At 56.7% G+C, this 23,035-nt stretch carries 22 protein-coding genes and 1 tRNA gene; 5 read left to right on the forward strand and 18 right to left on the reverse strand.

Annotated elements, in window-relative coordinates:
- Positions 1 to 25 precede the first annotated feature (25 nt).
- Positions 26 to 100 (forward strand) — tRNA-Arg (locus QZ725_RS05600).
- A 128-nt stretch (positions 101 to 228) separates the two neighbouring features.
- A complete protein-coding gene (locus tag QZ725_RS05605; RefSeq protein WP_293777187.1) occupies positions 229 to 639 on the forward strand; it encodes a PilZ domain-containing protein in 411 nt (136 codons plus the stop codon).
- Between the two features lie 66 nt (positions 640 to 705).
- Here QZ725_RS05605 and QZ725_RS05610 read toward each other — a convergent pair whose 3' ends face one another.
- The 10 genes from QZ725_RS05610 to QZ725_RS05655 all read right to left on the reverse strand — a co-directional run bounded on the left by QZ725_RS05610 (position 706) and on the right by QZ725_RS05655 (position 13,248).
- Positions 706 to 1,071, reverse strand: a complete 366-nt coding sequence (locus QZ725_RS05610) for a response regulator (protein ID WP_293777189.1) — start codon at positions 1,069 to 1,071, stop codon at positions 706 to 708.
- A gap of 17 nt (positions 1,072 to 1,088) precedes the next feature.
- A complete protein-coding gene (locus QZ725_RS05615) occupies positions 1,089 to 1,631 on the reverse strand; it encodes a hypothetical protein (RefSeq protein WP_293777191.1) in 543 nt (180 codons plus the stop codon).
- A complete protein-coding gene (locus tag QZ725_RS05620) occupies positions 1,585 to 2,367 on the reverse strand; it encodes a methyl-accepting chemotaxis protein (RefSeq protein ID WP_293777193.1) in 783 nt (260 codons plus the stop codon). Before QZ725_RS05620 ends, QZ725_RS05615 begins: the two co-directional genes overlap by 47 nt.
- Positions 2,368 to 2,400: 33 nt before the next feature.
- Positions 2,401 to 4,833: an Hpt domain-containing protein gene (locus QZ725_RS05625; RefSeq protein ID WP_293777196.1), complete on the reverse strand. Its 2,433-nt coding sequence runs from the start codon at positions 4,831 to 4,833 to the stop codon at positions 2,401 to 2,403.
- A gap of 342 nt (positions 4,834 to 5,175) precedes the next feature.
- Positions 5,176 to 5,874, reverse strand: a complete 699-nt coding sequence (kdpE, locus tag QZ725_RS05630) for a two-component system response regulator KdpE (RefSeq protein WP_293777198.1) — start codon at positions 5,872 to 5,874, stop codon at positions 5,176 to 5,178.
- Positions 5,871 to 8,588 carry a DUF4118 domain-containing protein gene (locus QZ725_RS05635; RefSeq protein WP_293777200.1) on the reverse strand — a complete coding sequence of 906 codons (2,718 nt, stop codon included), beginning with the start codon at positions 8,586 to 8,588 and terminating at the stop codon, positions 5,871 to 5,873. Before QZ725_RS05635 ends, kdpE begins: the two co-directional genes overlap by 4 nt.
- 45 nt (positions 8,589 to 8,633) lie before the next feature.
- The gene (gene kdpC, locus QZ725_RS05640) at positions 8,634 to 9,206 is read right to left on the reverse strand and encodes a potassium-transporting ATPase subunit KdpC (protein ID WP_293777202.1); all 573 of its coding nucleotides are present in this window, start codon (positions 9,204 to 9,206) and stop codon (positions 8,634 to 8,636) included.
- 9 nt (positions 9,207 to 9,215) lie between these two features.
- A complete protein-coding gene (kdpB, locus tag QZ725_RS05645) occupies positions 9,216 to 11,321 on the reverse strand; it encodes a potassium-transporting ATPase subunit KdpB (RefSeq protein ID WP_293777242.1) in 2,106 nt (701 codons plus the stop codon).
- Between the two features lie 28 nt (positions 11,322 to 11,349).
- A complete protein-coding gene (kdpA, locus tag QZ725_RS05650; protein WP_293777204.1) occupies positions 11,350 to 13,158 on the reverse strand; it encodes a potassium-transporting ATPase subunit KdpA in 1,809 nt (602 codons plus the stop codon).
- Positions 13,159 to 13,248, reverse strand: a complete 90-nt coding sequence (locus tag QZ725_RS05655; RefSeq protein WP_293777207.1) for a potassium-transporting ATPase subunit F — start codon at positions 13,246 to 13,248, stop codon at positions 13,159 to 13,161.
- Positions 13,249 to 13,863: 615 nt separating this feature from the next.
- On the opposite strand from QZ725_RS05655, the gene QZ725_RS05660 reads away from it, so the two are divergent.
- Positions 13,864 to 14,238 carry a PilZ domain-containing protein gene (locus tag QZ725_RS05660; protein ID WP_293777210.1) on the forward strand — a complete coding sequence of 125 codons (375 nt, stop codon included), beginning with the start codon at positions 13,864 to 13,866 and terminating at the stop codon, positions 14,236 to 14,238.
- A 33-nt stretch (positions 14,239 to 14,271) separates the two neighbouring features.
- On the opposite strand, the gene QZ725_RS05665 is transcribed toward QZ725_RS05660, so the two are convergent.
- Positions 14,272 to 14,673, reverse strand: a complete 402-nt coding sequence (locus QZ725_RS05665) for a DUF1232 domain-containing protein (protein ID WP_293777213.1) — start codon at positions 14,671 to 14,673, stop codon at positions 14,272 to 14,274.
- 271 nt (positions 14,674 to 14,944) lie between these two features.
- Here QZ725_RS05665 and QZ725_RS05670 point away from each other — a divergent pair, with 271 nt between their 5' ends.
- Positions 14,945 to 15,412 carry a glycine zipper 2TM domain-containing protein gene (locus QZ725_RS05670; RefSeq protein ID WP_293777216.1) on the forward strand — a complete coding sequence of 156 codons (468 nt, stop codon included), beginning with the start codon at positions 14,945 to 14,947 and terminating at the stop codon, positions 15,410 to 15,412.
- A gap of 91 nt (positions 15,413 to 15,503) precedes the next feature.
- On the opposite strand, the gene QZ725_RS05675 is transcribed toward QZ725_RS05670, so the two are convergent.
- Positions 15,504 to 16,199, reverse strand: a complete 696-nt coding sequence (locus tag QZ725_RS05675; protein ID WP_293777219.1) for a fumarylacetoacetate hydrolase family protein — start codon at positions 16,197 to 16,199, stop codon at positions 15,504 to 15,506.
- A 187-nt stretch (positions 16,200 to 16,386) separates the two neighbouring features.
- Between QZ725_RS05675 and QZ725_RS05680 the strand changes: the two genes are divergently transcribed.
- Positions 16,387 to 17,085, forward strand: a complete 699-nt coding sequence (locus QZ725_RS05680; RefSeq protein WP_293777222.1) for a GntR family transcriptional regulator — start codon at positions 16,387 to 16,389, stop codon at positions 17,083 to 17,085.
- A gap of 64 nt (positions 17,086 to 17,149) precedes the next feature.
- Here QZ725_RS05680 and QZ725_RS05685 read toward each other — a convergent pair whose 3' ends face one another.
- From QZ725_RS05685 to QZ725_RS05710, 6 genes are all read right to left on the reverse strand, one after another.
- Positions 17,150 to 18,745 carry a gamma-glutamyltransferase family protein gene (locus tag QZ725_RS05685; RefSeq protein ID WP_293777225.1) on the reverse strand — a complete coding sequence of 532 codons (1,596 nt, stop codon included), beginning with the start codon at positions 18,743 to 18,745 and terminating at the stop codon, positions 17,150 to 17,152.
- Positions 18,746 to 18,846: 101 nt separating this feature from the next.
- Positions 18,847 to 20,160, reverse strand: a complete 1,314-nt coding sequence (gene oxlT / locus QZ725_RS05690; RefSeq protein WP_293777227.1) for an oxalate/formate MFS antiporter — start codon at positions 20,158 to 20,160, stop codon at positions 18,847 to 18,849.
- A gap of 127 nt (positions 20,161 to 20,287) precedes the next feature.
- The gene (locus tag QZ725_RS05695) at positions 20,288 to 20,542 is read right to left on the reverse strand and encodes a hypothetical protein (protein ID WP_293777230.1); all 255 of its coding nucleotides are present in this window, start codon (positions 20,540 to 20,542) and stop codon (positions 20,288 to 20,290) included.
- Positions 20,543 to 20,642: 100 nt separating this feature from the next.
- The gene (locus tag QZ725_RS05700; RefSeq protein WP_293777233.1) at positions 20,643 to 21,368 is read right to left on the reverse strand and encodes an ABC transporter ATP-binding protein; all 726 of its coding nucleotides are present in this window, start codon (positions 21,366 to 21,368) and stop codon (positions 20,643 to 20,645) included.
- Entirely contained in the window at positions 21,368 to 22,159 is a 792-nt protein-coding gene (locus tag QZ725_RS05705) for an ABC transporter ATP-binding protein (RefSeq protein WP_293777235.1), read from the reverse strand. Before QZ725_RS05705 ends, QZ725_RS05700 begins: the two co-directional genes overlap by 1 nt.
- 3 nt (positions 22,160 to 22,162) lie before the next feature.
- On the reverse strand, positions 22,163 to 23,035 hold an 873-nt coding region (locus tag QZ725_RS05710; RefSeq protein ID WP_293777238.1), incomplete at its 5' end, for an ABC transporter ATP-binding protein.

The raw sequence follows: 23,035 nt of genomic DNA on the forward strand, positions 1-23,035 counted from the left end.
CGCAGGCTCCCTGCGGTCGCCGTGTCTCGCCGTAGTTCAATGGATAGAACGAGTGCCTCCTAAGCGCTAGATACAGGTTCGATTCCTGTCGGCGGGACCAAAAATCTCTTTTCCTCTAACAAAATCAAGTGTTGGCTTGCCTCGAAATCCGAGCAAGAGCAAGCGCCAATATCCCAAAGCCATGCGCCCAATTGCTGCCATTCATGATGCGGCTGTCATGAAGGTGACATGCAAGATCGGCACACTTTCGGCATCTCCCTTACGCAGAAGCCACAGCATGCCATGCAAGCCGACGTCGCAGAACATTTTCTTACCGAGCGCTATGTCTTTTGTCAGCGTGGGGAGCTAGTAATGGGGGAGCGCCTCTTGCGTATCCGTACGCAAGACGTTTCACTCGGTGGTTTTGGCATTGTGGCAGACGATCCAATTCGTCCCGGCAGTCAGGGAATACTGCGTTTTTCCACCATCATCGGCACCCGTATCGAGGCAATGCACTTCACCTGCGTTGCGCGAAGTTGCATTCTCAACGGCATGTCCGGCTATCGCATCGGCCTTCAGATCATCGAGAAAACCACAGCGACCCAAACCCTTCTCAAAGGGCTGACAGATCGCTGCGCATCCTTGTACAAACTGGGTTGAACATCACTGGCACATCAAAGGACGCGCATCAAACTGCATAACCGCAACGCCCTTCGCCTGACTTGATCAAGCCACCAATTTCTTGAACGTGGCCAGCACGGCATCACCCTTGAACGGCTTGACGATCCAACCCTTGATACCCGCTGCCTTGCCGCGCTCTTTCATCATCGGCGAATTTTCCGTGGTCAGCATGATGATGTTGACGCTGGCGTTACCCAGCTCGCCACGGATTTTTTCAGCCATGGTCAAGCCATCCATGTTCGGCATGTTCACATCTGACACCACCAGCTTGATGCCAGCATCCGATTTCAGCCTGGCAAGACCATCACGCCCATCCACGGCCAGCGTCACGCTCAAGCCGTTTTTTTGCAGAAAATCGCCCACCTCGTTACGTACCGTACTGGAATCATCCACGACAAGTATTTGTGCCATCACGCTCTCTTTAAAAATCAGAACAACTCGAGTTCACCGGTTTCGGCGCGCTCTTCCTGCTCATTCACCACAAAATGAATCTCTTCATATGCCTTGACGCACAGGCTGGCATGAAAAAGAGCTTCGCCATTGATCTTCACGGCAAAATGCTGCGCATGGTTGTAACCCAGCATTTCCAGGTAATTCACGCACCTGCCCTCGACATAATTCGGCGTGGACATACCCAGATGCGGAAAATAGTTGCCAAGGTCGCGGTTCAGGATGCCGCAGGAAAGATTGCCGAATTCGGCAATCGCATCGAGGAATAGCCGGTCATCCATTTCAGTAACGCCCTGCTTGCGCTCCATGTAGCTTCGGACCATGCCGGCAGCATCGAAATGAATCATCACCAGCAGACGAAAAACATAGGAAGACACCGTCAGCACCACGGCCTGCTGCTTGTCGATGGCAGGGATGTGCTCGACAACCTCAATTTCCGTCACCTCGTCCGACGACAGTCCATCGCGCAGACTTTTAGCCAGCAAGGAGTCGAAGCCCGCTTTTGCCTGATTGCTGATCATTACTCTCTCCCGCCATTGCCAGCGCGTCCCTGGCTTTGTCATTCGTCAAATTCAGTCCCACCACGGCACCCACGATCATCTTGCCGCCCGCCTGCAAATCCTGAAAAGTGGACGTGGTAATCAGGTCGTTCTCGTACAGCTTGCTGCGGTAGGCTTTGGACAGCGACTCGGCGCGCTGCGCCAGTTCACGCACCTCCTGCGCCACCACGGCAAAGCCACGACCGTGCTCGCCGGCACGCGCCGCTTCGATCGATGCATTCAATGCCACGATGACGACTTGCCGCACGATCAGGGAAAATTCGTCATTCTTCAGATGCATGTCGCGGTTGTGCTTGATGAGCACGGCCATATCGTCATGCCAGCGCTCGAACGTCTTGATCAGTCCCAGCAGGTTTTCGATACCTTCGGCTGAGCGATCGCAGTTTTCAGCAGCGACCGTCGTGACTTCGTTCGTACGCGAGGTCATGCTCTTGATGAGAAACTCGTGTTCGTTACGCAGCTGCTCGATCTGCTCGCCACTGGTCTGCATGGCCTCTTTCAACAAGGCTTCATGCGCATCGGCTTGCGCTGCCATCTCCTGCATTACCGTTTGCAGATCGTGTTGCAACATCTCTGCCTGACTAATGCTCACCATGCCTGCCATGCGTTTGCGCAATCGACGAAGGGGAAACTGCAGTACCACGGCGCAGCACAGCACACCGGCGACAAAAAACAGGATTTCATTAAAAGAAGACATCGACACTACCCATGAATTGAAGTTGCTCGACGATCATGCGACCAGGCTGCTGCCATTGTCGAAATCCGTAGCGCTATCGCTATGCGTCGAATTCGACCGAACAGCTGCGGAAGAAAGATGAGCCAGTGGATCGTCCTTTGCATCGATCTCGACCGCAAATTCGGCGGGCAAGGTGATGACCGTACGGAACTGACGGAAGGCTGCGCCGACGGCTGCATCCTCGAATTCGATGCCGATGGTGCCGCCTTCCTGAGCAAGAAAGGCCACGACCGCATCCATCCCGACGCCACGTCCGGAAATATCGGTGACCTGTTGTGCGGTCGAGAAGCCGGGGCGCAGAATCATGTGGGCAGCAGCATGATCGTCCAGCATGACGTCGGCGGGCGACAAACCTTTCTCGATGGCGATCTTGCGGATTACATCAAGCGCAAGGCCACGGCCGTCATCCTTGAGCACCAGTTGCATGGCATCTTCCGATACCTGCAACTGCACGCTGATCGCGCCGCTTTCCGGTTTGCCGTTTTCACGGCGTGCTGCCGGCAACTCGATGCCATGATCGACAGCATTGCGAATCAGATGCATGAAGGCATTCTTGATCAGACCGCTGACATGCTTGTGAATCGCATGACCGCCATCGTCGATGGTTACCGACGGTACGCTCTTTTCCAGACTGATTGCCAATGTCGGCACCGACGCCACGACATCGGCCAACACTTCATCAAGACGTTCGGTACCCAGCAAGCGCAGCGTCTTGCGCACATCGTTACGCGCAGCAAGCAGTTCGTGCAGATTGGCGGTATTGACGGTTTCCAGACGTTGCAGGCTGTCCAGAATGTGCTTTCTGTCGATCAGCATGTGACCGGCACCTGTCGATACCTCACCGACGCGCTTGCGGCCCAGTGTGACATCGTTGATGTGCGCATAGCGCTCGAGCGTCGTGCGCACCTCATCCAGTTCACGCTGCAGACGTGCCTTGTCCCACGCCACTTCCGCAGTCGGTTGGCGCAACGCTTCGTAATACTGCTCGGCTTCATGCACGACGTTGGCAAGGTGCAGCAAACCATAGGTACGACTGTTGCCCTTGATGGTGTGCATATTGCGGAACAGCTTGGCGATGGCGAATGCCGTGGCTTCAGTATTCTGATGAATCACATGCGCATTTTCATCGATGAACTGCCGTGAGCTCGCAACGAAGGCATCGAATTTCTGCGGTGCCACGGCAAGAATTTCACCGATGATTTCCAGTTCGCGCTTTTGCTCATTGGCCTCGGCAGCGAGCTGGCGCAGTTCGGTCACATCGCGGATGCACAGCATGAGGCGAACGATGGTATCGCTCTCATCCACTATGGGCGACCAGTTCAGATCGAAAATCTTGATGCGTCCATCTGCCATGTGCTTCTCGATCTCGCCCACCATCAGGTGTTCGTTGAAGGCAAAGTTCATGACGTCTTCGCCAATGCAGGTGCCACCAACCGTTTCGATCTGCGACAACGCATCTGCGCCCAGATTCGTCTCGGAAAAAACCAGATCCATGACGTCCGCACCGGCGATATCACTTCTTTCCAGCAGGGTTTCCAGATAAGCCGAATATTCGGGATGTACCTTGTTGCCGGCGACGATGGTCAGGATGCCTTGCGGAATGGTTTGCAGCATGGTCTGGATATCCGCCGTCTTCTGGCGAACCTGTGCAGAGGCTACCTGGATTTTCTCCAGCATGCCGTTGAATGCCACGATCGAATGGCCGACTTCATCCATGCGGCCAACCGGCACGCGACGCGTGAAATCCTGGCTTGCGGCGATCTCACTCATCATCTGTTGCATGCGGCTGATCGGTCCCGTGATCTGGCGATAAAGCAATATGCCGATCACCGTCAACAGCAGGATGGCCAGTGTCGTCACGACGAAGATGGCGGTCGTCGTGGTGGAAAGATTCTGGTTGAGTGCGGCAATTGCCTCATCCTTGCTGCGATTCTTTTCAATGCGCAGGGTATCGACGATCTGTTCCAGTTCAAGCTGGTATTGCACTACCGTACCGAACAGCGATGCCTTCGCAATCTCTTCCTTGCCAGCGAGCTTGAGTTTCACCGTATCGTCGATGGCACCGAAATAGAGTTCCAGGCTTTCCTTGGCCTGCTCCACCAAGCCGCGTTGTGCCGCGCTGTCGGCCTGCGCCAGTTGTACGTCCAGCGCCTTTTCCAGAATCGTCTTCTTGGCGCTCAGCTTGTCATTGTTCTGTTCCGCGATTTGCAGATTCGGTTCGGCCACGATGCCGGTGGCCGAAAGCTGCACCTCTTTCAATTGCGCCACCAGATCGGACGATGCGAGGGTACTCGGCACCACGCCCTCGGTCACCTTTCTGACTTCCTGTTGGCCATGATGCGATTGGAAAACCGCATAACCACCAATCAGCGAAATGGCGATGAAGGTAAAGATCACCAGCAGGGTGATGCGAAGTCGAATCGTCATGACATGAATCCTCTTGATCGGCCAGTGCAAGGCATGGGGTCGCACTTGCATGGCATCGAAATGTGGGGAGGATTGTTGCACTGAGGCATGACAAGGACGTGACACGCGACACGTCTTTGTTAAACATCGTTAAATCGCATCTGTCTATGGATGCCTGTTGCGCAATCTGCAAACGACCAACAATTTCCCATATGGAGAAGCGATTGCCCAATCATGAAACATGGCAAACGAAAAATCATGTGACGGGATCGGGAACGTGGGTACGCATGCAAGCACTGCCTCTGCATGCGCCTGCAAGTCACGATAGCGGGAAGAACAGGAAGAAAAACACGAAGAAGAGTTTTAAACAGGAATGAACAGACGGTAACCGACTGCCGTTTCAGTCAGCAGATATTGCGGCTGCGCCGGATCGTTTTCCAGCTTTTGTCGCAAATGACCCATGTAGATACGCAGGTAATGCCCGTTTTCCACATGCGACGGTCCCCAGACCTGACGCAAGAGTTGAAGATTGGTGACAACCCGCCCGGCATGATTGACCAGCACAGCCAGCAAGCGATATTCGGTCGGCGTCAGATGCACCGGTTTGCCAACCTTGGTAACCAGACGCGCGGCCAGATCAACCTGAATATCCCCAAAGCGCACAATGCCCGACAAGGCGGCGGCGCCCTGCCAGTTTCGTCGCAATGCGGAACGTACACGCGCCAATAATTCCCCCACGCCGAATGGCTTGGTCAGGTAATCATCGGCACCGGCATCCAGTGCACGGATTTTTTCTTCTTCGGTCGTTCTCGCTGACAGCACGATGATTGGCGTATTGACCTGCTGGCGCAGGGCGACAATGAGATCCACGCCATCGCCGTCAGGCAGGCCCAGATCGAGAACGATCAGATCCGGCGTGCGTGTGCCGGCTTCGATCAGCCCACGCTTGAGCGTTTCCGCCTCAAATACGCGCCAACCCTCATGCTCCAATGCGACACGCACGAAGCGACGAATCTGCGGCTCATCTTCAATCAATAAGGCAACGGGCTGCGGCTGATTCATCTTTTCTCTTCCGGCATGATTTCTTCGAGATGGAGATCGGGAAGCGCTGGCGGCGTTCCCAACGGCAGTTCGAACACGAAGACCGCACCGCCGCCGGATGCCGTCTGCGCCTGAATCGTCCCCCCATGTGCGCTCACGATGGCGCGACAAATCGCCAGGCCGAGGCCGACACCTGACATTGCCGATTCGCTGTCGCCCCGCACAAACTTTTCGAAAACAGCTTCTTCTCGGCCAGCCGGCAGGCCCGGCCCATTGTCTTGCACGCTGACGTGCAACATGCCGTGCGTCGCTTCGGCAGCAATCACGATCCGGCTACCGGGAGGCGTGTACTTCGCGGCATTTTCCAGCAAGTTGCACAATACTCTTTCAATCAGTACGGCATCGAAACGAACCAGCGGCAGATCACGCGGCAGTCTGGTTTCGACCACATGGGCGTACAGCATGGCACGGCTGGCATGCAATGCCGTACCAACCACTTCCTCCACAGGCTGCCATTGCAGGTTCAACTTGACCTCACCGCTCTGGATACGTGCCATCTCAAGCAGATTGGTAACCAGACGACTCATGCGCAAGGCTTCTTCATGCAAGGCTTGCACGATATCCTGTTGCACCGCGGGCAAGGGTGGATGCGACAAGGTCAGCGATTCCGCCAGGCCAACCAGTGCCGTCAATGGTGTACGTACATCGTGCGACAGCGCGGCCAGCAAGGAATTGCGCAATCGTTCGGATTCCATCTTCACCAACACTTCCTGTGCCACATCAATGTAGTGCACGCGCTCCAGAGCAATGGCAGTGAGGGTGGCGAAGGTTTCGAGTTGCTGTCTTTCTTCCGGCACCAGCATCCACCGGCGACTTTCCTGCTGACGAGGCAGAATCGCCAGCACACCGCGTGTGCGCATGGGCGCAACCAGCGGCAGATAAAACAGCGGCGCACCGGGTAAGGTATCGGTGCCTCGCCCGGCAGGCGTGGCCCGATCGAATGCCCATTGCGCAATGGCGATGTCGATTGCCTCCTCGTTCGTCGGCGGCATCTGCAACTGTTCATTCCTGTCCGGCAGCAACAGCATTGCCTGGACGTCGAAACTGCTCTGCACGACACGCCGCGTGCTTTCGAGCACTTGCTCGGCCTGCAGAACTCCCGACAATTCACGCGCGAATTCGTACAGCGTACGAGCACGCATTTCGCGGCGCGTTGCCACACGTGCCTGATAACGTAATCCTGCCGTCAGATGCGCAGTCAACAAGCCGACAGCCAGCATTACGCCGAAGGTGACCAGATATTGCACATCCGTGACCGCAAAGGAAAACCGCGGCGGCACGAAAAAGAAATCGAATGCCGCCACGCTCGCCAGCGTGGCAATCACCGCAGCGCCACGCCCGAGCCAGACCGCTACCAGCACCACGCTCAGCAAGAACAGCATGACGATGTTGGTGAGATCGAAGTACGGCAACAACGGTGTCGCCAGCAAGGTCGTGAGCAAACTGGCGGCCAGAGCCGCACCATAGCGCCACCAGCGCGGTCGCCACATGGCATTGTGCGCCCCACCGAGCGGCACCTTCTTTTCCTGCGCAGACGAGGTCGCCACCAGAATCAGATCGATATCGGTGGCGCGTTGTGCAATCCGTTCCGGACTGCCGTTGCCGCGCCACCATTGCCGATGACCACGACCGACCACCAGACGCGAAAGATTGTGACCACGCGCATAGTCCACAAGAGCCTGCGCTACATCGCTCCCCGCCAGCACGGCAGTCGTGGCATCCAGTTCTTCTGCCAGTTTGAGATTCTTCAGGATGGCGTCGCGACGTACGGCCGGCAGGCGTTGCAAACGCGGCGTTTCCACATAGACGGCATGCCAGGCAATGCCAAGCTGCCCTGCCAGCCGTGCCGCATGACGGACGATCTGTACGCCTTCAGCGCCGGGCCCGATGCAGGCCAGCAATGCGGCGTCGGTTTTCCACAAGGTATCGATGGATTTTTCAATGCGGTACGCCTGCGCATCGTCCTGCACGCGTTCTGCCGTGCGCCGCAATGCCAGCTCGCGCAATGCGATCAGATTGCCCTTGCGGAAAAAATTGCGGGCAGCGCGTTCAGCTTGCTGTTCGCGGTATACCTTGCCGCTCTTCAGACGTGCCAGCAACTCATCAGCCGGAATATCGACCAGAACGACTTCGTGCGCCGCATCGAACAGCGTGTCCGGGAACGTTTCGGTGACGAGAATGCCGGTGATGCCGCCCACCACATCGTTGAGACTCTCTAGATGCTGGACGTTGACGGTGGTGAAGACATCAATGCCCGCTTCCAGCAGCTCTTCCACATCCTGCCAGCGCTTGGGATGACGCGAGCCCGGCGCATTGGAATGCGCCAATTCATCCACCAGTACCAGATCGGGATGGCGCTGAAGAGCGGCATCGATATCGAATTCTTCCAGCGCCTTGTCACGATATTGAACCGTCTTGCGCGGCAGTATTTCCATGCCTGCAAGCAGATCGGCCGTCTCGCGACGGCCATGCGTCTCCACGATACCGACCAGCACGGCACGCCCCTCGCGCTGCAAGGCGTGCGCGGCACTCAACATGGCAAAGGTCTTGCCGACACCTGCCGCCGCACCAAAGTAGATGCGTAACTTGCCACGCGCCGCACGGCGTGCGTGTTCCTGCATGTGTGTCAGCAGGCTGTCAGGATCCGGTCGTCGTGGCTGGTAGTCGTCGTACATGCGGAAAAGATACTCCTTACCGCATAAAGGAAGTGTAAAAAAGCGTCAATGCTGTGCGTCGAGGACCAGATTCAGAGCCAGCACGTTGACGCGTGGTTCGCCGAACAAGCCGAAAAGCGGCAACTGCTGCAAACGGTCGATCACCGCCTTGACCTGCGACTCGCTTAGATCACGTGCACGTGCAATGCGTGCCACCTGATAGTAGGCAGCAGCAAGACTGATTTCGGGGTCCAGACCGCTGGCTGATGCCGTCACCAGATCGACAGGTATCGCTGCCTTGTTGTCTGGATCGGCGTGTTGCAAAGCGTTCACGCGGGCGCTCACCACTTCGATCAAGGCTTGATTGCTTGGCCCCAAATTGGAACCTGAAGATGACGCGCCATTGTTCGGCATCGGACTGGTGGCCGATGGCCGCCCCCAGAAATAGCGCGGCGAGGAAAATGCCTGACCGATCAGGGAAGAACCAACCAGCTTGCCTTGATGCGCGATCAGGCTGCCGGCAGCTTCTTGCGGAAACGCCAGCCGTGCGATACCGGTCACGGCGTATGGATAAAACAGACAACATACAAGCGTTAAGGCGGCAAACAACACCAGTGCCGGACGAAAGAGACTTTTCATGATGGATTCCTAAACCAGGTTGAGCGAAGACAGCAGCATGTCGATCAGCTTGATGCCGGCAAACGGCAGCACGATCCCGCCCAGTCCATAGATCAGCAGATTGCGGCGCAACAGCGAAGCGGCACTCGCAGCGCGATAAGCCACGCCTTTCAATGCCAGCGGAATCAGGACGATGATGATCAAGGCATTGAAGATCACTGCCGACAGGATGGCCGAAGACGGGCTGGCAAGCTGCATAACATCCAACGCCTTCAATTGCGGATAGACACCCACGAACGCGGCAGGAATGATGGCGAAATACTTGGCGAGATCGTTGGCGATCGAGAATGTCGTCAACGCACCGCGCGTCATCAGCATCTGCTTGCCGATGGCGACGATCTCCAGCAACTTGGTCGGATTGGAATCGAGGTCGACCATATTGCCGGCCTCCTTCGCCGCTTGCGTGCCACTGTTCATCGCCACGGCGACATCCGCCTGCGCCAGTGCAGGCGCATCGTTGGTGCCGTCGCCCGTCATTGCCACCATGCGGCCCTGTGCCTGATAACTGCGGATCAGTCGGAGCTTTTCTTCCGGCGTCGCTTCAGCGAGAAAATCATCGACACCCGCTTCTGCGGCAATCGCTGCTGCCGTTAGCTTGTTATCCCCCGTGATCATGACGGTCTGGATACCCATGCGCCGCAGTTCGGCGAAACGCTCGCGAATGCCACCCTTGACGATATCCTTGAGTTCGATAGTGCCAAGCACGCTGTCATTCTCGGTCACCACCAGCGGCGTACTGCCTCGACGCGCGATTTCATCGGCAATGCGGGCAACGTCGGAAGGCAGCGTTGCACCAGCGGCTTCGACATACTTGCGTACGGCATCCACGGCGCCCTTGCGAATCACGCGATCAGGCAGATCGATCCCACTCATGCGCGTCTGTGCGGTGAAAGGCACGAACGTGGCCTGCAAGGTTGCCATGTCGCGTTCGCGCATGCCAAACTGCTGCCTTGCCAAGGCGACGATGCTGCGCCCTTCGGGTGTTTCATCGGCCAGTGAAGCCAGTTGGGCGATATCGGCAAACCGCTGCGGCGCGATGCCGGGCGCCGGAAAAAAAGCCGATGCCTGGCGATTACCGAGCGTGATGGTGCCGGTTTTGTCCAGCAACAGCACATCGACATCGCCGGCAGCCTCAACCGCACGTCCGGATGTCGCGATCACATTGGCCTGCATCATGCGACTCATGCCGGCGACACCGATGGCCGAGAGCAAACCGCCAATCGTGGTTGGAATCAGGCAAACCAGCAAAGCCACCAGCACCGTGATGGTCACCGGCACCCCGGCTTGCGCAGCCTGTACGGAAAACAACGAGAACGGCAGCAAGGTTGCCGTCACCATCAGGAAGATGATGGTCAGCGCGACCAGCAGAATGCTCAAGGCAATCTCGTTGGGTGTCTTTTTGCGCTTGGCACCTTCGACCATCGCGATCATGCGGTCCAGAAAGCTCTCGCCATGGCGCGTGGTAATGCGTACCACCAACCAGTCGGACAACACCCGCGTACCGCCGGTGACGGCAGAAAAATCGCCGCCCGATTCACGGATCACCGGAGCGGATTCGCCCGTGATCGCACTTTCATCGACCGATGCCACACCATCGATCACTTCGCCATCCATGGGAATCAGGTCGCCCGCTTCCACCAGCACGATATCGCCCTTGCTCAACATATCGGCACTGAGCGGCAGACGCTTGCTTCTATCCGTCGGCGACAGCAGCTTCTTGGCAATGACGTGCTGACGCAAACCGCGCAACGAAGCGGCCTGCGCCTTGCTGCGGCTTTCTGCCATCGCTTCGGCGAAATTGGCAAACAGCACCGTGAACCAGAGCCACACGGCGTTCAGGCCAATAAATAACGTGCTGGCCTCGCCACGCCCGAACAGTGCCTGCAGAAACAACAAGGTCACGACGATGCTGCCAACGTACACGACGAACATCACCGGATTGCGCCACTGCGCGCGCGGATGCAATTTGCTGAATGCCGCCTTGACCGCCGGCTGCACCAGCGAAGGCTCGAATAGCCTCAGTGGTTGACGCAAACGCTGGTCACTCGACACCATAGGTTCGGCCGGCATATGCATGTGATTCGACATCGAATTCTCCTTTTCCCTATTGCGCCGTGAACAGTTGCAGATGTTCGACCACCGGACCGAGCGCCAGCGCCGGCACGTAATTCAAGACACCAATCAGCAGCACCGAGCCGATCAGCAAGGCAATGAACAACGGTCCATGCGTCGGCATGGTGCCGGCAGTCACGTCCAGCCGCTTCTTGGCTGCCAGCGAACCGGCAATCGCAAGAATCGGCACGATGACGGCGAAACGTCCAAACCACATCGCGCCTGCCAGCAAGGTGTTGTAGAACGGCGTATTGGCCGACAGACCTGCGAAGGCGCTGCCGTTGTTGTTGGCGGCCGAAGACAGTGCATAAAGAATTTCTGAAAAGCCGTGTGCACCGGGATTGGCGATCCCGGCCTTGCCTGGCTCAAGCAACACGGCAATCGCCGTCCCCAGCAATACCAGCATGGGCGTGACGAGAATCGCAAGCGAGGTCATCTTCATCTCGTAGGTTTGAATTTTCTTGCCCAGATACTCGGGCGTGCGGCCGATCATCAGACCGGCAATGAATACCGCCAGGATGGCAAAAATCAACATGCCGTAAAGACCGGAGCCGACACCGCCGAACACCACTTCCCCCAACTGGATCAGCAATAGCGGCACCATGCCGCCCAGTGGCATCAGCGAATCGTGCATGGCATTAACGGCACCACAAGAAGCGGCTGTAGTGACGGCTGCAAACAACGTGGATGCATTGATACCGAAGCGCGTTTCCTTGCCTTCCATGTTGCCGCCCGATTGCCAGGCACTCACGGTCTGATCGACCGGCAATGATGCGAACGAGGGATGCGCCTGCTGCTCAGCCAGCATGACGATAACTGTCATGACGATGAAAATCAGTGTCATGGCACCCAGTACGGCCCATCCCTGCCGCGGATCATCGACCATGCGACCGAAGGCAAAGCACAATGCCGCGGGAATCAGAAAAATCGCCAGCATCTGTACAAAATTGGAAAGTGGCGTCGGATTTTCAAACGGATGCGCCGAATTGGCATTGAAGAAGCCGCCGCCATTCGTCCCCAGCATCTTGATCGCTTCCTGCGAGGCCACCGGGCCCATCGCCAGCGTTTGCGTCTGCGTGGTAATGCGCTCCATGACCGGGTTGCCGCCGGCGTCGAGCATTGCCTGTCCATCTTGACCAATACGGGGCTGCTGGTAAGTCACCGGGTCGAGCAAGGCGACGTCCTGATAAGCCGAGAAATTCTGGATCACGCCCTGGCCGACCAGAAATACTGCCAGCAGCAAGGACAGCGGCAACAGCACGTACAGTGTCGAGCGCACGATATCGGCCCAGAAATTGCCGATATCGGCCGACGAGCGCGCGGCGAAGCCACGAATCAACGCGAATGCGACGGCCATACCGGTTGCCGCCGAAAGGAAGTTTTGTCCGGTCAGTGCCACCATCTGCGTGAGGTAACTCATGGTGGACTCACCCGCATATCCTTGCCAGTTGGTATTGCTGACAAAGCTGACTGCCGTGTTGAAGGCGGAATCGGTGCCAACATTGGCGAATCCTTGCGGATTCAGCGGCAACCACGCCTGCACCCGCTGTACACCAAAGACAAAGAGCGTTCCCAGTGCATTGAAGAGCACTAATGCCAGTGCATAGGTTTTCCAGTGCATGCCCGTTTGCGGCGATACACCGGCACATCGATAAAGAGCCTGTTCGATACGCGCCACCCAGCCGCAGCCCGGTATCGACTCTCCCTTGCCGACCTTTGCCAGCAGGATCCCCAATGGCCAAGCCATACACAGCAGAATCGCCAGAAAGGCCATCAACAACACGATGGACGAGGTGGTCATTCAGAGCTCCTCTGCATGCAGCAATGCATAGATCAGGTAGGCAAACAGGCAGATCGCCACCAGCGCAGCCAACACATAAAGCGCATTCATTGATCGCCTCGCAAGCCGTCGCAGACATGAATCAACCCAGCTATCGCCAGCACGAAGACCGCGAACAAGCCCATAAACACAAGATCCATCATCATCTCCAAAGGTAGGTGGCAGGCGATGACAGCTTAGAAAAGAAGGCGTAAAAAGCGGATAAAAAAGGACGCGGAAGACGTAAAGGGAATATAAAAATTGCGCGTGGTACGCAACCTGACATGAACACGCCTGAGGCGCGGCAAGCGTTACGCAAAAAAATGCCCGCATGGGAATGCGGGCCGAAAGGTCTCAATACATGACGACTTCAAGAGGACGTCCCTATCTTTGATCATGCCCCGTGAAATCACAACGAATCTTTTCGTACAAGCTCATGTGCATTTGGCATAAGCACGAACCCAACGACTACCTACGCACGGCTTGGCTTTCGGATCCACGTGAAGACGTGCTGTACTGACCACAGCTGGCTTAGGCGACCTTACTTTGCAAGCGATTTTGTTGTTTTAAGGAAACTTATGTGGATCGCCGCAATTGTGCGGCAGAGGCATACTGAAAATACTGATCACAAGTCACAAGACAGCGAAATAACGACGCTGTATACCGACACCACATCGAGGAGTGATCATGGAAACCAGCGCTGTTGTGTCGCAATCTACCATCGAAAATCGTCGCGATGAACGCTATGTATTTTGCCAGAGAGCGCAACTGGAAGTGGATGGTGTGATTTATCCGATTCGCACACTGGACGTATCGCGCAGTGGTTTCGGGATTATCTCGCAAGCGCCCGTGAGCAACGGCGGACAGTGCACCATCGGCTTTACCGCCTTGATCGGCAATCAGATTACCCGCCTGAAGTTCTCGTGTGTAACGAGCTACTGCATCCTGCAAGGCTTAACGGGGTATCGCATCGGCTTGTCCATAACGCATGCCGATCCCGCCATGCGTGCCTCATTGCGCGTGTTGATTGAGCAATGTGCAGCGCTGATCAAGACAGGCTGATCGCACGCCACACTGCCATCACGCTTCATCATTTCAGGCAGCAAGCCAAGGACCAATCCAGGCACGCCAGATCGCAATGGCAATCATCAGCCAGATCAGCAGAATGATGGCACCGCCAACGAAACTGATTACCTTGCCCTTCTTTTCCCTCAGCCATTGTTCGGCAGCATCTCGACAATGCGCGAGAACCTTGGCTGGAATCAAACGCAAGGTGAACCAGAGCAGCAACGGCAGGATGATCAGATCATCGATCCATCCAACAATAGGAATGAAATCGGGAATCAAATCAATGGGACTGAAGGCATACGCCACCATGACGATGCTCATCGCCTTGGCATACCAGGGAACATTCGGATGACGCAGAGCAAACCAGAGCGTCAAACCATCGCGCTTGAGGATCACGGCCCAGCCACGCAGTCTTGCCAATGCGCCCATCGTCTTCCCTCAACAACTGTTCATCATGGTGCCAGTATGCCTGATCGAGCATGTTTGACTGCTGCATTCGCTCGCCTTCTTCACATGCTTTTCACATGGCACACATGTGAATACCATGCGAACGCAGAACGTTTCGGGGTAAGGCTTCTAGCCGCATTGTTAAATTTTCGATGCCCCTCACAATAGTTGCAACTTAAGTACGTTAGCGCACCGAGGAGCGGATTCTTTAATCCTATCTTTGATGCCAATCCAACTTACAAGAGGAGTCATCATGAAGACGACCAATACCCTGATCGCCGCCGTTGTTGCTTCGGCCGCTGTGCTCGCCGGTTGCGCGGCACCACCAAGCTACAACGATCCCGGTGCCGCACGTTATCCGGCCTCGCAACAGCCCGCGTATAACGCAGCCTATGGCGTGATCGATTCGATCCAGATCGTGCAACAGGAAGTCGATAGCAACGGTGTCGGCGGTGCCATCATTGGCGGCGTGGTCGGCGGCGTACTCGGCAATCAGGTTGGCAAAGGCAGCGGTCGTGCCGTTGCGACGACCGCAGGTGCCATCGGCGGTGCGATGGTGGGCAACAATATCCAGCGCAACCGTGCTGGCGTACGCGAGGCCTACCAGGTCAACATCCGTGGTGACAATGGCGGCTACTTCAGCGTCGTGCAAGACAGCGTTGTCGATCTGCGTGTGGGCGACCGCGTGCGCGTCGAAAACAATCGCGTCTTCCGTTACTGATCATAGAAATCGGTTCCATGAAAAAGCCCGCCTTGATGGCGGGCTTTTTGTTTGCCACGGCGTACCGCTGTGGCGTAGCGCAAGCAGCGGATCAGACAACCTGAATGTTCAGCGTTCCCAATCCTTCGATACTGCATTCCATGCGATCGCCGCGTACCACAGGCGCGACCCCGGCTGGCGTACCGGTCATGATCAGATCGCCCGGATATAACGTGAAGTAGCCGGACAGATAAGCGATCATTTCCTCGATATTCCAGATCAGCTTGTCGACCGTGCTGTGCTGACGCGTTTCATTGTTCACGCGCAAGGTGATGCTGCGATTGCCGGCGGGGCCGACATCGGCCGCAGGATGCACAGGTCCAACGGGTGCCGAATGATCGAATGCCTTGCCGGTATCCCACGGACGACGCAGATTCTTGGCTTCGGATTGCAGATCGCGGCGCGTCATATCGAGCCCGATTGCATAACCCCACACATGGTCCAGCGCACTGGCAACCGGAATGTTGGCACCGCCCTTGCCGATTGCCACGACCAGTTCCAGTTCATACTGGAAATCCTCGGTCTTGTCCGGATAAGGCAATTGCGCCTCGGCGTCATACGCAACAGGAAAAATCGCATCGCCCGGCTTCATGAAAAAGAAAGGCGGTTCGCGTCCGGTAGCGCCCATTTCGATCGCATGATCGACATAGTTGCGCCCGACGCAATAAATACGGTTGACGGGAAATTGCGCATCCGTCCCGACGACGGGCAAGGCTGGTTGAGGAACGGCGGGAATCACAAAAGACATGCATGCTCCTGAGCATCGAAATGATCGGTCATTATGCCATCGGACATTGACCAGCTCATTACATTCCCCGCTTTACATTTTTCTATGCGCGAAGAGTCGGCAAACCTATAATCGCAGCAAACCGGCATGCAAAATGCTTCTCATCGCGCTTTTGCGCAGAACACAGAAAGCAGACAAGGTTGGGACAATGATCACCGAAGAACAGATCAAGGCACTGCAATCCGAGATGGAAGGCAATGGCGAGAATCAGGCGCAGATGGCGTACCGGATTCTCGAAGAAATGATCGTGACACTGAAGCTGCCACCTGGCAGCAAAATTTCCGAAAAGGCGCTGAACCGTTCGCTCGGTTTTGGCCGCACGCCCTTGCGCGAAGCACTGCAACGCCTGGCCATCGAAGGTAACGTCAAGATTCTGCCGCGTTCGGGCGTGATCGTTTCCGAAATCGATCTGGCCGATCAGATCAACATGATCGAGGTAAGGCGCGAACTTGAAAAAATCATTGCCGGCCGCGCCGCCCGCCTGGCGATGGAAGATCAACGCAAGGTCTTTCTGAAACTGGCCGAGGGCTTTGACCGTGCCGCCAGCGAGAACGACGGCAACATCTTCATCGAGACCGATCGCGACTTTAACAGCCTATGTATCGAGACTGCGCAAAACAAATATGTCTCCTACGCCATCGGACCGATCGAGGCACAGACACGGCGCTTCTGGTATCTGCACTTCAAGCGCTTCGGTGATCTGGCGCGTGTATCGCAACTGCATGCAGCGATCGCCCGCGCGATCGCTGCCAACGATGAACAAGGTGCGCGCGATGCATCGGATCGCCTGATCGACTATGTCGAAGAGTACACGCGCAAGACGCTGCAATTCATGGGCGGACTTTAACGACGCAGAAAAAAGGTAACGTAATCAAAAAAGGCGCATCTCTGCGCCTTTTTTGATACTGCGGTCAGAACCCCGCAACGACACCGTTACTGCGCGGATCTGCGCCACCTTCGAACACGCCATCCGCCTTGCGCACGATGGCGCCAGCATGACCGACCATCTCGTCAAAATCAGGAATCACATCGACGTCATGCCCAAGCGCTTGCAAGCCGGCGATGACTTCCGGTGCAAATCGGCTTTCCAGCTTCAGCGAATCCGAGCTTTGCCCCCACGTTCGTCCGAGCAGCCAGCGTGGTGCCGTTACCGCCTGCTGTACCGGCATGCCATGCACGGCATAGCGCGTGAAGACGGCCGCCTGCGTTTGTGGCTGACCATCGCCGCCCATGGTGCCGTAGACCATCGTGCGACCGTCCTTGAAACGCGCCAGTGCTGGGTTCAAGGTATGAAACGGCTTCTTGCCCGGCAACAGCGCGTTGATGTGGGACGCATCGAGCGAGAACGAACAACCACGGTTCTGCCAGTTGATGCCCGTCGTCGGCAACACCACCCCACTACCGAACTCGTGATAAATGCTCTGGATGAACGAGACTGCCCTACCCTCGCCATCGATCACACCCATCCAGATTGTATCGGCCGGTCCCTTGCCCTGCCCCCACGGCAGCGCCTGATCAATACGAATCGCATCGACATACGGCTGTAAGAAATCATCCGTCAGGCAAGACTGCGGATCGATGGTCATGTGATCGGGATCGGTCACGTAACGATCACGCACGGCGAATGCCTGCTTGGTTGCCTCGACGACGAGATGCACGTATTCGACGCTGTCTTCCCGATAGCGACCGATATCGAGACGATCGAGAATGCAAAGGATGATCAGCGAAATGAGGCCCTGTGTCGGCGGCGCCATGTTGTAGACATCGCCGAGACTGTGTTGCAGATGCATGGGCGTGACGATGCGCGCACGATAGTTGTTGAGGTCGTCTAACGTGACAGGGCTGCCGACTTGCGCCAGATCGTGCGCGATTTCCTGCGCCAATTCACCGCGGTAAAAGCTGTCGAGTCCCTGCGTCACCAGCTTGCGCAAGGTTGCCCCCATGCGCTTCTGCACGAAACGGCTACCCGCCGCCGGCGCCTTGCCATCGACGAGAAACGTGTCGGCAAAACCCGGTTGGTCAACCAGTTCGAACAGCTTGGCCGAGGTACTGGCAAATTGCGACGGTGTGACGGGAATCCCGGCTTCTGCATAATGAATGGCATCGCCAAGCAGGCGTGACAGCGGTAATTTGCCGCCCCAGCCTGCACCGATCTCCAGCGCCTGTTGCCAGCCACCGATGGTACCGGCCAGCGTGTTGGTGGCCAGCGGACCACGCGTCGGAATGACACCCAACCCGCGCTGCTTGTAGAAATCGATAGACACCGACGCTGCGGCCACCCCGCACGCCTCGATCGCCTGCACCGACTTGCCGGGTTCGGCCACGACCCAGAAACCATCGCCGCCGATGCCGTTCATGTGCGGGTAGACGACAGCAATCGTTGAAGCTGCAGCCACCATCGCTTCAATGGCATTGCCCCCTTCACGCAAGATGGACAGCGCCGCCTGCGACGCCAGTGAATGCGGTGCGACGGCCATGCCGCGCGTGGAATAAACTGTATTGAGCATGAGAACTCTCTGATTCGTTACAAATTGGGTTGGACTTGTACTTGGCTGCGATATCGCGGCAATATCGGAAGGGCCGATGCCCTTCCTGTTTCGTCAGAACATCATGCAATGGCTGGTTTCATCTCATCCTGCGCCAGCACTTTGGTGTCGGCGAGGAAGCGCCTGCGCATCGGCTTGAGAATGGTCAGGGCCAGAATGGCAGTGAAGAAATCCATGCAGATGACGGTTGCAAACACAGGTGTCCATGAGCCGGTTGCATCGTGCATCAGTGCGGCTAACGGACCGCCAAGCACGGAGCCGACACCTTGCGCCATGTAGAGGAAACCGTAGTTGGTCGTGGCATGGCCGGTGCCGAAGGTATCCGTAAGGATCGATGGGAACAGCGAGAAAATTTCGCCCCAGCCGAAGAACACGACACCCGACAGCAGCACGAACATCACCGGATTGTCGGTCGTCATGAGCCAGAGTGTCATCGCCACACCTTCGAGACCGAAGGCGATGAACATGGTGTTTTCACGACCGATACGATCGGATACCCAACCGAAGAAAGGCCGTGTCAGGCCATTGGCAAAACGATCGATCGTCAATGCGAGCGGCAAGGCAGCCATGCCGAAGATCATCGCATCGTGCACGCCGAAATCCTTGGCGAATGCGCCCATCTGCGAAATCACCATGAGGCCGGAAGTGGACATCATCGTCATCATCAGGAACATCAGCCAGAAGACCGGTTTCTTCAGCATCTCTTGCGGACGATAGCTGTATGCCGATTCGGTATTGGCACCCGACGATTTGTACTTTTCGACCAGCACCATGACTTCATCCGGCTTCGGACGACGCATGCCCTGCGCTGCCAGAAATCCAACCACGCCGATCATCATGCCGAACGACAGCAAGGTGCTCGACACGCCCGACGAATGAATGCTGGAAGAAATGGCGAAGGTCGTGATGATGGCGCCAAACCCATAGCCCGCCGCCACCATGCCGACAGCGAAACCACGCTTGTCCGGAAACCACTGCACCATCAGGCCGACCACGCCGACATAGATGATGCCGGTACCCACGCCGCCGAGCAGTCCGTATGTCAGATACAGACCCCAGACACTGGTTGCGTAGGCTGCCAATATCCAGCTCATCGCCGTGAGGATTGCACCGACTGACAACAGCAGGCGCGGGCCGAAGCGATCGACGAGAAATCCCTGGCATGGCGAGAGAAAGGTTTGTGCGACGATCAGGATGGCAAACGTGACCTGCACCTCAGGCAGCGTTGCTTGCAGCGATGCGGTCAGTTCGGTCGTGAAAAGAGCCCATACGTATTGCGGACTGGAGATGGCCATCATTGCCATCACGCCGAAAAAGAGTTGCCACCATCTGGTTTTGCCGGCACTGCCGACCATTGTTTTGTTCATTGTGTTCATTCTTTGTCTCCGGGATATGTGGTCATCATGTCACCTCAAACCGCATGCCTATTACTGACATGTCAGTTTTGAGAAACTTAGATTCCCTTTCCAGGATTGTCAAGCGTCAGCGCAAATACCGACGAAATTACTGCCTAATTCTTGTCTTTTGAGGAATATTTAATGAAAAACTCATCTGACATGTCAGCATCAAACAACAAGTATGCAAACGCTGTGCCTGCGTTAGCTGTCCTGTTTTATCGCTTTTTTCTGTGCCGGTGAAACATACGTTTACGATCCGCACCGTAATGGCGCAAATCCGCACCAAAACAAAACAATCGGCTTTTCCTATGCCCGCGCAGAAAAGAACGTTGATAACGCGCGAAGAAATGCCTTTTTCCATGCGTAAGCTATTTGATGCAGTGCCACCGCAATGCATGCGAACCAGAAGAAATGGAAAAAAGCTTGAATTGATAAACAACAAAAAGCCGGCGAATGCCGGCTTAACTTTCTCCTAGATATGCCTGCCGCACGCGGGGATCGTGCAGCATGGTTTCGGCTTCGCCCGCCATCGTAATCAGGCCCGATTCCATCACGTAAGCGCGATCGGCCGCTTGCAGCGCCAGCCGCGCATTTTGCTCGACCAGCAAGATCGTCACACCTTGTGCCGACACATCACGAATCACTTCGAAAATTTTTTCGACCATTATCGGCGCCAGGCCCATCGATGGCTCATCGAGCAAAAGCAGTTTCGGATGACTCATCAAGGCGCGGGCCATGGCGAGCATCTGCTGTTCGCCGCCGGACAAGGTGCCGGCCATTTGCGCAGCGCGTTCCTTCAAGCGCGGAAACACGCTGAACCAGCGTTCGATATCGGCAGCGATCTCTGCCTTCTCGTTGCGCGTGAAAGCACCCATCAACAGGTTTTCGTGAATCGACATGCGCGTGAACACGCCGCGCCCTTCCGGCACCATTGCCAGACCACGTTCGACCAGTTCGAATGAACGCAAGCCCTTGAGCGCCTGCCCCGCGTAATCGACATGTCCTTCCACGCGACAATCGGGCAAGGTACCCGTGATCGCCTTGAGCGTGGTCGTTTTGCCCGCGCCATTCGCCCCAATCAGCGTAATCAGCTCGCCCTGATTGACTTCGAAATCGATGCCTTTCACGGCTTGAATACCACCATAGGCCACACGCAAACCGGCTACCTTGAGGATGTTGTTCGCCATCAGTGCCCACTCCCCAGATACGCCTCGACCACCGCCGGATTACTCTGCACTTCCGCTGGGACGCCTTCCGCAATCGGCTTGCCATAATCGAGCACGGTAATGCGGTCGCACAACCCCATGACGAGCTTGACATCATGTTCGATCAAAAGAATCGTCTTGCCGTCGGCCTTGATGCGCACCAGCAGTTCGCGCAGCGCCAGTTTTTCCGTTGCGTTCATGCCGGCGGCCGGTTCGTCCAGCGCCAGCAACAGCGGATCGGTCGCCAGCGCGCGAGCAATTTCTAGCCGACGCTGATCACCATATGAAAGATTGCGTGCCGTGCGCGCTGCAAATGGCGCGATGCCGACAAACTCGAGCAGTTCCATCGAGCGCTGGCGAATTGCCGCTTCCTCTTCGCGTGCGGCCTTGTGATGGAATACCGCACCAAACCAGCCTTGTCGGGTACGCACGTGGCGTCCGACCATGACATTTTCCAGCACGGTCATTTCGCCAAACAGGCGAATGTTCTGGAAGGTGCGCGCAATCCCGGCCTTCGCCACGTCATGCGGAGCCGAAGGCGAATACGGTTTGCCATCCAGATGAAAACTGCCACTGTCAGGCTGATACAAGCCGGTAATCACATTGAAGAACGTGGTCTTGCCCGCGCCATTCGGGCCGATCAACCCATAGATTTGGCCGCGTTCGATACGCACATTGACATCGGACAGCGCCTGCAAGCCGCCAAAACGCTTGCTGACGCCGGCGATGTCGAGAAGGATATTATTGTGGATGTCGTGATCTGTCGTCGCCATGTCTTACACCGCCACCACATCGGTCGATTTCTTGCCGGCGTCGCCATCCGCCGTCGGGCGGTCTTCGCTACGCGGCGCCGGCCACAAGCCTGCAGGCCGTGTCAGCATGATGAGTACCATCGCCAAGCCGTACAGCAATTGCCGCAGCACTTCCGCATCCACAATCACTTGCCCGAACAACGTGCGCTGCAAGGGTTCAACGCCGTGCCGCAAGACTTCGGGCAAGGCTGCCAGCAGCAAGCCGCCCAGCACCACGCCCGGAATATGCCCCATGCCGCCCAGTACGACCATCGCCAGCACGGCGATCGATTCGGTCAGCGAGAACGATTCGGGCGACACGAAACCCTGGAACGACGCGAACATCGACCCGGCCACGCCGCCAAACGACGCGCCCATCGCAAATGCCAGCAGCTTGACGTTGCGCGTGTTGATGCCCATCGCCTTGGCGGCGATCTCATCTTCACGAATCGCCACGAAGGCGCGCCCCAGACGCGAATTCTGCAGGCGTGCAGAAATGAAGATGAAGCCCACGCACAGCGCCAGAAACAGAAAGTAATGCGCATTCACGGACGGCATCGCATAACTGCCTATCATCACGCTGCCGCCCGACTCGCCCGCCAGCGACACGCCGAACACGCGGATCGGATCGATCATGTTGATACCCTGCGGACCATTGGTGATGTTGACCGGGCCGTTCAGGTTATTCATGAAAATGCGGATGATCTCGCCAAAACCCAGCGTCACGATCGCCAGATAATCGCCGCGCAACTTGAGTGTCGGCGCACCGAGTAGTGCACCGAAGATGCCAGCCACCAGCGCAGCAATCGGCATGATGATCCACAGCGACAGATGGATGCCATCCTGCGCAATCTCGGG

The organism is uncultured Oxalicibacterium sp. (assembly GCF_913776015.1).
Classification (GTDB): Bacteria; Pseudomonadota; Gammaproteobacteria; order Burkholderiales; family Burkholderiaceae_D; genus Oxalicibacterium.